Source organism: Levilactobacillus fujinensis (assembly GCF_003946335.1).
GTDB classification, from domain to species: domain Bacteria; phylum Bacillota; class Bacilli; order Lactobacillales; family Lactobacillaceae; genus Levilactobacillus; species Levilactobacillus fujinensis.
In genome coordinates this window covers 1-10,961 of sequence record NZ_RHNX01000052.1, presented here as the reverse complement: position 1 = coordinate 10,961, position 10,961 = coordinate 1, and the positions used below count along the sequence as shown (strand labels likewise).

Below are 10,961 nucleotides of genomic sequence, written 5' to 3'. Positions count from 1 at the left end.
GTACAAAAAAGAGGCCCAATTCGTAAATGAATTGAACCTCCGAAATTCCCTCCATCAACACCGGTTGACAAAGAGCCCCTTTTTGTCAGTCCTGATTCTGTTGCTTAAGTTGCTCCTGAGCGAAGAGACGGACGGCTAGCTGCCGACTCGGGGTCAGCTGCAGATAAGCTACATCAAACGCTGCGTCCTGGGTGAACAAGGTGTCGCTGAAGCGCGGATCAATAGCCGCTCTATGTACACCGAGGACGTCAGCAAGTAATTGTACGTTCTCCGGACTGGGGGTTGAGCGTTGTGCGAAGTATCCCGAAAGTGTCGAGGAGGGAATGCCAGTTTTGGCGGCAAGGTCGCCTTGGGTCATGCCCCGTGAGGCTGTTTTTAGGTTCTGAGCGATAAGCTGACGAATATTTTTTTCAAATGAAGATAGTTCATGGCGGGGCACTGCACTCACTCCTTTACATATAAGTATGGGTCTAAAGGCCGATGGCAAAGTGATAAGCCAGAATTAAGGTGCCGGAACAAAATTGAAAATTAGGTGTTGTTCGGATAGTTGTTTAACAAACGGTACGGTTTTTACACCAAAATCCGTCAATTTTAGTAACTATCAAATGGCGAGTAGCCGTAATGATCAATAAAATATTGCGCCCCCCAATCAATGGTTAAAGCTTGCCAACCTTTAGTTTGGTCAAGTAAAACATATAAATGGGTAACATAACAGCAAAATGCTTACGGCCAGTACTGGGCTGAAATTGACCAACAAGAAGCTGTGATCTAGTCCTCCTTGTGAGGCCGTTAGCAAAATTGGTCGTGAACGACGAATTGCCAATTAGGTGACCCGGAAACCGCATTTTCCAGACGACGAAATAATCCGCTGTCGTCATTATAACGAATAGGTTGCGCGCAAGCAAACATATTTAGTTGATTAACTGCTGAAAGTAATTGACAAAACGAATAAACTCGCTTAATATACAAAAGTGTTTGTAAGGAGGTGTGCGTGATGGAGAAAGTGCAGATTACACTTGACGCCGCTCGCCATAATGCGGGTTACTCGCAAAAAGAGGCTGCGGCACGCTTGGGAATTCACTATCAAACGTTGGCATCCTGGGAGCGTGATAGTTCCAACTTAGGTTTAGCCACCATCGAACGCCTATCTCAGCTCTATCAGATTCCGAAGGCTGTCCTTTTTTTTGGCAAGAAAAACGATTTTATTCGTTCTTTGCGCGAACGGGCGACTAGGGATTAAATAGGCGTTCTAGGGGGGACCGGGCTTATCCGGTTACAAAAACAGAATTAGGATCACCGTCGCCGAGGAAATAGCTCCAAGGCGATTTTTTTGAAAAAAATTTTTTCTAAACAAATCGAGTGGGTTTAGGGTCAATCCGGTTAACTAGTTTGGTGACCCCAAACTCAGAGAAACGTTGTGGTTGTGGGATTGCTCTTAGTAAAACGATAAACCTAAAAACCTGTAAACTATTTGTGCAGTATCACACAATTCAGGGGGTTGTTGAACGGAAGTGCATTATAGGGCTTTACAATTGTGCACGAATCCGGTATGCTATTGATGATAAATGAAAGGGGTTTCATACAATGACATTAACTACTGAACAACTCGCTAAATACATGGATCACACCAACTTAAAGGCAGATGCAACTGAGGCAAGCATTAAGCAAACTTGTGATGAAGCTGCAAAATTCAACACAGCTTCAGTCTGTGTAAACTCTTACTGGATTCCGTTCGTTGCTGAGCAATTAAAGGGCACAACGGTTAATCCAATTGCCGTTGTTGGCTTCCCACTAGGGGCGATGGCGACTGCCAGTGAAGTTTTCGAAGCAGAAAAAGCAATCGAAGACGGCGCCGAAGAAATTGACATGGTCATCAACGTTGGTGAATTGAAGTCTGGTAACGATGATGTTGTTGAAGCTGATATTAAGGCGTTGGCAACCGCAGTTCATGCCAAGGACAAGTTGCTCAAAGTCATTCTGGAAACCTGCTTATTAACGAAAGAAGAAATCGTTCGCGGTTGCCAATTGAGTGAAAAGGCCGGTGCCGACTTTGTTAAGACGTCTACTGGGTTCTCCACTGCTGGTGCCAAATTAGAAGATGTAAAATTGATGCGTGAAACTGTTGGCGACCGGTTGGGCGTTAAGGCTTCTGGTGGTATTCACAGCCGCGAAGAAGCATTGGCAATGATCGCTGCCGGTGCAAGTCGTTTAGGTGTTAGTGCAACGGTTGCTATCTTAACTGGTGATGCCGCAAGCGCTAAGGCTGGCTATTAGAAATTAATTTGTGAAAGCGGGGATACAGGTATGAAGTTCAAACGCGTTTTTGGTTTAGTTATGGATTCAGTCGGTGCAGGTGCTGCACCAGACGCCGCCAAGTATGGCGATGAAGGTTCCGACACGTTGGGCCACGTTGGTCACCATTTCGCCGGTAAGCTGGCACTGCCTAACTTAGCTAAAATTGGGTTATCTAACCTGCGGGATACACCTATCGAAGGGGTTCCCGTAGCCGACGCTCCTCACGCTTACTATGGTAAGATGCGTGAGATTTCTGCGGGTAAGGATTCAATGGATGGCCACTGGGAAATGATGGGTCTGCCAGTTCGTAAGGCCTTGAGTACCTTCCCTAATGGTTTCCCTCAAGACATTATCGATAAATTGGAAGCGTTTTCTGGTAGAAAGGTCATTGGTAACCGTCCAGAATCTGGGACTAAGATTATCGCTGAGCTTGGTGAACAACAGATGGAAAAGGGCGATTTAATCGTCTATACCTCTGGGGACTCCGTTATCCAGATTGCGGCGCACGAAGATATTATCCCACTCGATGAACTCTACAAGATTTGCGAGTACGCGCGTTCATTAGTCAACGGCCCAGAATACCTAGTTGGTCGGATCATTGCGCGGCCTTACGTTGGACCAGATGGCCAACACTTTACCCGGACGGCTAACCGGCGGGACTTTACGCTGGAACCAACTGCTGAAACCGACATGGATCGGTTACAAGCAGCCGGCGTCCACGTGGTCGGCGTTGGGAAAATCAACGATATCTTCTCTGGTCACGGGATCGACGAAGGTTACCATAACGAAAGCAACATGGACGGAATGGATCACGTCGACCATGTGATGACTGAAGACTTCACCGGTTTTTGCTTCATTAACTTAGTGGATTTCGATGCCATGTATGGTCACCGACGGAACCCAGAAGGCTTTGGGAACGCACTGATGGACTTTGACAAGCGGCTCGGCACTGTGCTGGATAACATGAACGACGACGATCTTTTGATGATCACTGCCGACCATGGGAATGATCCAACTTTCACCGGCTCAGACCATACGCGTGAACAAGTGCCATTACTAGCTTACTCACCAAGCTTCAAGCAAGGTGGAAGCTTAGGCGTTCGGTCACCATTTGCTGATTTTGGGGCAACTGTCTTAGACAACTTTGGCGTGGCTGGCAACGGTGAAGGCCACAGTTTCTTAGCGGACTTGAAATAGTTAACCACAACCATTTTAGGAGGAACTAATCATGAGTAACCATATCGAAGCGAAAATGGGTGACATTGCTGATACTGTTTTAATGCCAGGGGACCCATTACGGGCGAAGTACATTGCGGAAACCTTCCTGGAAAATCCAGTTTGCTACAACAAGGTTCGGAACTGCTTCGGCTATACCGGGACTTACAAGGGCAAGCGGATCTCCATTCAGGGGACTGGGATGGGGATTCCTTCAATCTCTATTTATACCAATGAATTGATCAATGACTACGGCGTTAAAACCTTATTCCGGGTCGGAACTTCTGGCGGGATGAGCCCAAACGTCCACGTTCGCGACGTGGTCTTGGCCCAAGCAGCTACGACGGATTCGGCCATCATTCACAACACGTTTGGCGGCGGCATTTACTACGCGCCAATCAGTGATTTTGGCCTGTTGGACACCGCTTACCACGTTGCTCAAGACCTGAAGATTCCAGTTCAGGTCGGCAACATCTTAGCTGAAGACCGGTTCTACAACGACGAAATGGACCGGCAAAAGCTGATTGATTACGGTGTTATGGCTACCGAAATGGAATCCGCAGCCCTCTTCATGTTAGCTGCAAAGTACCACGTTCGGGCACTATCCGTGTTAACCATTAGTAACCACTTAATGACTGGTGAATCTACCACGCCTGAAGAACGGGAAAAGTCATTTAACGATATGATCAAGGTTGCCTTAGACACAGCCGTTAAAGCATAACTAACCTGGCGGGTGCGGACAATGATATTCGCGTCCGCTTTGTTTATAGTTGCCGGCTGGTAAGGCAGAATGATTCGTGATAATTTAACACAATAATTAGAGGGGGCAAGGACGTGGCAGAGACGACGGAACAACGGTTGGCGCAAGGGCTGACCGTCGCTAAGATGTATTATCAGGGCGACCAGAGTCAAAGCCAGATTGCCCAAAAACTAGGAATTTCACGACCAACCGTTTCGCGATTGCTTCAGTTTGCACGGGAACAGGGCCTGGTGCGGATTCAAATCGTCGATCCAGTTCAAGATGTTCAAACGCTTGAACAAGCGTTGAAACAGGCGTATCACATTGAGGTACACGTGGTGCCGACGCAGTTAACGACAGCCGGTGAGCTGCTCAACGCGGTCGGTCAATATGCCGCTCGCTATCTGGAAGATATCGTGACTGAACACGATGTCATCGGGATTGGCTGGGGGAAGACCATTTACGCCATTGGGTCTAATTTACAACCAGACACGCTAACCGGTGTCGAGGTGATTCAACTTAAAGGGAGCGTGAGTTATTCCACGGAGCATACGTACGCGTACGAAAGCATCGACGCCTTTGCCAATGCTTTTCACGCGGTGCCCCAGTACTTGCCATTGCCGGTCATCTTTGACCACCAACAAACTAAGGAATTGGTGGAAGCTGAACGGCACATCCAGTACCTCCTGAAGTTGGGTGAGCGAGCCAACATTGCAATCTACTCGGTTGGTACCGTGCGCAATACCGCGTTAGTTTTTCAGCTAGGCTACCTGCAAGAACAGGAAAAACAGTTTCTGCAGGATCATGCCGTGGGAGATATTTTCTCCCGCTACATAGACGAAAATGGTGAAATCGTCGATCAGCAGTTGAATCAACGGACAATTGGCATTAACCTTGATAGTTTACGTGAAAAGGAACATTCGATTTTAGTTGCGGCCGGCGATGCTAAGGTTCCCGCAATCAAAGCGGCCTTGCTTGGTGGCTACCCAAACTGCCTCATCATCGATCAACATGCAGCAACACAACTACTGAAGGGGACACCGTCGGCTTAGAACCGGTGATGTAACCGACTTAGAAATGGAGTGGCTTAATTATGAGAATGGTTGATATTATTGATAAGAAACGTAACGGTGGCGAATTAACTAAAGAAGAGATCCAAACATTTGTTGATGGTGTCGTTTCCGGTGAGATTCCTGATTACCAAACCAGTGCTTTCTTGATGGCAACTTATTTCAAGGACATGACGGACGCTGAACGTTCGGAACTCACCATGGCAATGATGAAGTCTGGCGACCACTTGGACCTGTCCAGCATTCCTGGCATGAAGGTCGACAAGCATTCAACCGGTGGTGTTGGGGACAAGACTAGTATTCCGCTAGCACCAATTGTCGCTGCATTGGGCATTCCAGTTCCAATGATTTCTGGCCGTGGGTTAGGCCATACTGGTGGGACGTTGGATAAATTGGAAGCGATTCCAGGTTACCAGGTCGAAATCAGTGAAGACGCCTTTATTGAACAGGTTAAGGACAAGGGCTTGGCGATTGTCGGGGCCACTGGGAACATCGCGCCTGCGGATAAGAAAATTTATGCCCTACGTGACGTTACTGACACCGTGGATTCAATTCCATTGATTGCCAGCTCCATCATGAGTAAGAAGATTGCTTCTGGGACCGATGCCTTAGTTATCGATGTTAAGACCGGTGCCGGGGCCTTCATGAAGACCTTGGATGACTCCCGTGAGCTGGCAAAGGCCTTAGTTGGTATCGGAAAAGGTGTTGGCATGGACTGCATGGCCATCATTTCCGATATGAACCAACCACTAGGGAACGCCATTGGGAACGCTTTGGAAATCAAAGAATCCATCGACCTATTGAAGGGTGAAGCTCCTGCTGATATCACCGACTTAGTCTTGACGTTAGGCTCACACATGGTTGTGATGTCTGGTAAGGCAAAGACCCTGGATGAAGCACGCGCAATGTGCGAAAAGACCATTGCAGATGGCTCTGCCTTGAAGAAATTTGGCGACATGGTTGAAGCACAAGGCGGCGACCGTAGCGTGATCGATCACCCAGAAATCATGCCACAAGCCAAGTACAAGATTCCATTACCAGCCAAGGCTAATGGGGTCGTTAGCAAGGTCGAAGCCGATGAAATGGGTATTGCCAGCATGTTGCTTGGTGGTGGCCGTCAAAAAGCCGACGACAAGCTCGACTACGCAGTTGGTATCATGATGAACAAGAAGGTCGGCGATACCGTCAAGGAAGGCGACACCTTGCTGACCATCTACAGTAACCGTGAAGACGTTGAAGACATCAAGCAACGGTTATACGACAACATTGAAATCAGTGACTCAGCAGAACCATTTACGCTGATCCACGAAACGGTTCGTTAGACACTAACTGAGCTGTTCTGCAGCAAAGGAGTCTGGGGCAAAACCCCAGACTCTTTTGCTATCTCTAAATTTACGTTGCTGAAACGTGGGACAAAAGGCAGTTGACTCAGACCAACTACGTCTGCCGGCCAGTAAGGCGATGGTTGGACAACGTTGCCTAATTTTAGACTCAATATCGTTGTGACAACAGCCATAATGTAAAAAAGGTGTAAGTATCTTTACAGCCGGGATGTCAGGTCGCCCAATAGGCGATTATTGCTAGGTCTCACTGGGGAGTGAGCACTGGTGACGACATCCAGATGACCATCAGTTTGTTAGAACTGACTTTTTTTGTAAAAATTCGAACAATATCAGTGACAGAACGCCTGTTTTTGTTTACACTTTAGGTTAAGTCAAACATATTGAAGGTCAGGGGATGTTGCCGCCATGCTAGACAATTTATTAGCGGTTATTCGCGAAGAGAACTTATCAGAACAACTTTATCACAGTCTCGTGGGGCTTGAAATTGAAGAACAGCGAATTGACCAGCATGGCCGGTTGAGTCGCCAACCTCATCCAAGTAAGCTGGGGTCACGGACCTTTCACCCATATCTTCAAACGGACTTTACCGAAACACAACTGGAAGTCATTACCGATCCCAATCCTAACATTGGGGGTACATTGGATCAGCTAGACACCTTACAGACGGTCGTGTATCGATCGCTTGAAGGCGATGATCGCATCTGGCCGTTGAGTATGCCACCAGTGATGGACGCTGATGATTTAAAGTTTGTGGCCGGTCACTTTGATCGTCCCGCAATTCGACCATATCGGGAGTATTTATTGAAAAAATATGGGATTCAACATGGCTGTTTGACTGGCGTTCACGTCAATTACAGTCTGCCAGATCCCGTCATTCATCGGCTTTACAGCCACTATACCAAAGAATTTGATTCACTAGTTGGGTTTAAAAATGCCCTGTATTTTCGGATCACACAAAATTTTGTGCGCTACCAATGGCTGTTGACCTACCTCTTTGGGGCGAGTCCAATTGCCGAAAAGGGTTTCTTTGAAACGGTTCCAGAGGTGTTGAAGCGGCCAGTGCGGAGTATTCGCAATAGTCGTTACGGCTTCGTTAACTTTCCACAGGAGCAGGTGACGTATGCCTCGCTTCCGGCGCATCTCACACAGTTACAGCGGTTGATCGACGATGGTACTTATTTCTCTGCCCATGAATTTTACGGGCCGGTTCGGCTAAAGGGCCAGGGCAATGCCCGTGACTTCTTGACTGGGGGGATTCAGTATCTCGAATTGCGAGATTTCGACAATACACCATTTACCGCTAATGGGGTCAGTCGGCACGCGTTATACTTCTTAAAAATTTTCATGATCTACTTGTTGACTCGTGATCTTCCGGATGATTTAAATGGGGCTTTGGCCGCTGCACGGGACCAGAACCAGGCGGTTGCCTTGGAAAATCCGTTAGCGCCGACGCAGTATCAAGCCGCCGGCGAACGTGTTTTCAAAGAGATGCGGGCGATGGCCGATCAATTGCAGGCGCATACGGAGCAATGGAGTGTCATTGACGACCTCGAAGAAGTTCTGATGCATCCGGAGTTGACACCAGCTGCCAAGCTGATGGAACATGTCGAGCAGGACAGTCTGATGACATATGGTCAGGCCGTTGCTCGGCGTTGGTATCACGAACGGTTAGGTACCGACCAACTTTTGCCACGACTCAAACAGTTGAGTGAGCACGCGCAACGCTTCATCTTGGTTGCCATGCAGGATGGGATTCGGTTCTTCCAAGTCCGTGATGAGGACGGTGAAGACCTCTTGATGTTCACCTTTGATGGTGTCACCCAGGTCTTACAGGATCGTGATACCAGGGTCGTTGATCCGGACAAACGGTTACGGCAGTTGTTCCCGGATCTGCCACCGCTACCAGCACCCTTGCACTATTAAAAATCTGAAGGTTAAAAGCTGAAAGCCAAATTGTTTGCGTTACTCTTGCGACAGTAAGGATTATCACGGCTAAATTAGTGAAAACAGCCGCACTCCGGCTACCTGGGATTCCGCTGGCTGTGGGGAACGCTTCCAGCCAAAGGACGGGCTTCCGGCTCGCCTGAAAGCCGCCAAAATCAGGCGTCTCCCAGGTCGTCCCACGATGTAAGTCGGAAAAAACACCGACTAACATCGTCGACACGGCTAGCTGCATCCCTGGCCGCCTCCGGCTCTGATTGTGCAGGTCAATTCCAATCACTGAATCCAGGTAGTTGTTAGGGTTTAAACGTAAAACAATAACGTTTCTGTAGGTATAATCCGTGTTGCCTCAAACCAACTACGGTAGCCGAGAGGTCGGCAGATATGGGCTTAGGCGCGTCGTTCTACTTAGTCGGCAGGTGGGTTCCCTGCTGGCTTAGTAGAAAACCAAGCTTGGAGACTCGGTCTTTTCGAGGCTTCAAGTTGTGTTCGCACCGATCCAGCCCATATCTGCCGGCCGGTAAGGCGATGGTTGGACAACGTTGCCTAATTTTAGACCCAGTATCGTTGTGATAACGGTCATAATGTGTGTTTTGGAACTTTCAACCTTCAGTTAAAAGCTAAAAAAGTCACCTTACACGGGCAGTTGCCAGTGCAGGGTGACTTTTTTCTTTAATTTAGACGTTTTTGGTGCCAGAAGTAAATTGGTAAGCCAATTGCCGTGAGGGCGAGACCAGTTACGGCCAAGCCCGTTTCAGTTACTAAGGTCGTGACGATGATGAAGATGCCGCCAATCAGTGCAATTAACGGAATTACGGGATAACCTGGGACCCGATAAGGTCGGTTGAGTTCAGGTTCCTTGCGCCGGAGCTTGAAGACGGCCAGAAAGATGAGACAGTTGAAGACCCACATCACAAAGACCAGCATGTCGGTCAAGATGTCGAAGTTACCCATGACCATCATAATCAGGGCAATCCCGAACTGCACGCTTCCAGCGAAGTAGGGGACGTAGGTTTTGGGGGAAAGTTGTCGGAAAAACTTAGAAAACGGTAGACTGTCCTCTTCTGCCATAGCAAATGGCACCCGCATCCCGGTCAACGTATACCCATTGATGGCGCCGTAAACGGAGATGAGAATTCCGATGGTAACCAGCTTGCCACCGAATTGACCGAAGAGCTTCATGGAAGCGTCGGCCGCCGCGTTTTGGTTACCGGCAATCAAATCGATTGGCAAGGTCTTCAGGAAAACCAGGTTAATCAGCGTGTAGACCACAGTGATCAGGGCTAGTCCTAAAACGATTGCTCGTGGGAGGTCACGTTCGGGGTGCTTCATTTCACCAGCAATATTACCAATGCTGATCCAGCCGTCATAGGCAAACATGGTCGCTAATAGGCTGGAAGAAAAAGCGTGTCCCCAGCCGATATGGTCGCCAGTAGTGATTGGCCAGAGCTGAATCGCCGTATGCGCCGGGGCAAGGAGCCCAAAGATGACGATGACCACAATGGGAATTAATTTGAAAATTAGGGCGATGGACTGGACGGTCCCACCGACTTTAGCCCCCAGAAAGTTAAGACCAGTAATGCTGAGACCACACAGAATGGCAACGGGTAATTGCCAAGCTACTGCCAAATGAAAAAGGGCGACGAACTGTACGCCAAAAATAATCGATAGCGCGGCAATGTTCGCGGGGTAGTAGACCAGAATCTGTGCCCAACCCATCAAGAAGCCCACAGGTTTTCCATAGGCGTACTCGAGATAGCGCATCGCACCACCGGTTCGTGGAATAGCCGCCGCAAGCTCCGCACTGGTCAAACCGGCACAGATGGTTAGGAGACCACCTAAGATCCAGGCGGCGAGGGTCATGTTCGCGGAGTGGTTGGCAGCCACCACGCTAGCCGTTTTGAAGAATACCCCACCGCCGATAACGGTCCCCATAACGGTTGCTAGGGCGGTAAACGTGCCGATTTCACGGCGTAACTCCTTTGCCAAAGTAAAACTCCTCTCTCTGCTCTCAAATGACTGATTTAATCATTATAGCACGTAATCTGAACGGCTTGCGGAGGACTTTGTGAAAATTCACTAAGAAATTTTAGAGTCTGCGTTACTCTTGCGGCAATGGGAATTATCACGGCTAAATTAGTGAAAACAGCCGCACTCCGGCTACCAGGGATTCCGCTTGCTGTGGGGAACGCCTTCAGCCAAAGGACGGGCTTCCGGCTCGCCTGAAAGCCGCCAAAATCAGGCGTCTCCCAGGTCGTCCCACGATGTAAGCCGAGGAAAATGAAGTGCCGTAAAATTATTAGACAGAAAGACTAATAATTTTGAGGTGGTTTTATGAAGAAATATACGTTTGAGTTC

9 protein-coding genes are annotated in these 10,961 nt (G+C 48.5%); 7 read left to right on the top strand and 2 right to left on the bottom strand.

Annotated elements, in window-relative coordinates:
- Positions 1-85: 85 nt before the first annotated feature.
- Entirely contained in the window at positions 86-439 is a 354-nt protein-coding gene (locus tag EKM89_RS12890; RefSeq protein WP_125689132.1) for a helix-turn-helix domain-containing protein, read from the bottom strand.
- 555 nt (positions 440-994) lie between these two features.
- Between EKM89_RS12890 and EKM89_RS12885 the strand changes: the two genes are divergently transcribed.
- The 7 genes from EKM89_RS12885 (at position 995) to EKM89_RS12855 (ending at position 8,585) form a co-directional block, all read left to right on the top strand.
- Positions 995-1,240 carry a helix-turn-helix transcriptional regulator gene (locus EKM89_RS12885; protein WP_125689130.1) on the top strand — a complete coding sequence of 82 codons (246 nt, stop codon included), beginning with the start codon at positions 995-997 and terminating at the stop codon, positions 1,238-1,240.
- A gap of 344 nt (positions 1,241-1,584) precedes the next feature.
- Positions 1,585-2,274 (top strand): deoxyribose-phosphate aldolase, encoded by a 690-nt coding sequence (gene deoC / locus EKM89_RS12880; protein ID WP_125689128.1) that lies wholly within the window; start codon positions 1,585-1,587, stop codon positions 2,272-2,274.
- A gap of 30 nt (positions 2,275-2,304) precedes the next feature.
- A complete protein-coding gene (locus tag EKM89_RS12875) occupies positions 2,305-3,492 on the top strand; it encodes a phosphopentomutase (RefSeq protein ID WP_125689126.1) in 1,188 nt (395 codons plus the stop codon).
- Between the two features lie 31 nt (positions 3,493-3,523).
- Complete coding sequence (deoD, locus tag EKM89_RS12870) at positions 3,524-4,231, top strand: purine-nucleoside phosphorylase (protein ID WP_125689124.1); 708 nt, start codon at positions 3,524-3,526, stop codon at positions 4,229-4,231.
- 113 nt (positions 4,232-4,344) lie between these two features.
- Entirely contained in the window at positions 4,345-5,301 is a 957-nt protein-coding gene (locus tag EKM89_RS12865) for a sugar-binding transcriptional regulator (RefSeq protein WP_125689122.1), read from the top strand.
- 41 nt (positions 5,302-5,342) lie between these two features.
- Complete coding sequence (locus tag EKM89_RS12860) at positions 5,343-6,641, top strand: pyrimidine-nucleoside phosphorylase (RefSeq protein ID WP_125689120.1); 1,299 nt, start codon at positions 5,343-5,345, stop codon at positions 6,639-6,641.
- A gap of 426 nt (positions 6,642-7,067) precedes the next feature.
- Positions 7,068-8,585 carry a gamma-glutamylcysteine synthetase gene (locus EKM89_RS12855; RefSeq protein WP_125689118.1) on the top strand — a complete coding sequence of 506 codons (1,518 nt, stop codon included), beginning with the start codon at positions 7,068-7,070 and terminating at the stop codon, positions 8,583-8,585.
- A gap of 690 nt (positions 8,586-9,275) precedes the next feature.
- Here the strand turns inward: EKM89_RS12855 and EKM89_RS12850 are convergent.
- Entirely contained in the window at positions 9,276-10,592 is a 1,317-nt protein-coding gene (locus tag EKM89_RS12850; protein WP_125689116.1) for an APC family permease, read from the bottom strand.
- Between the last annotated feature and the right edge of the window lie 369 nt (positions 10,593-10,961).

Coding starts and splice junctions, on each gene's coding strand:
- deoD (WP_125689124.1), top strand. CDS start 3,524: ATGAGTAACCATATCGAAGCGAAAATGGGTGACATTGCTGATACTGTT.
- EKM89_RS12875 (WP_125689126.1), top strand. CDS start 2,305: ATGAAGTTCAAACGCGTTTTTGGTTTAGTTATGGATTCAGTCGGTGCA.
- EKM89_RS12885 (WP_125689130.1), top strand. CDS start 995: ATGGAGAAAGTGCAGATTACACTTGACGCCGCTCGCCATAATGCGGGT.
- EKM89_RS12855 (WP_125689118.1), top strand. CDS start 7,068: ATGCTAGACAATTTATTAGCGGTTATTCGCGAAGAGAACTTATCAGAA.
- deoC (WP_125689128.1), top strand. CDS start 1,585: ATGACATTAACTACTGAACAACTCGCTAAATACATGGATCACACCAAC.
- EKM89_RS12860 (WP_125689120.1), top strand. CDS start 5,343: ATGAGAATGGTTGATATTATTGATAAGAAACGTAACGGTGGCGAATTA.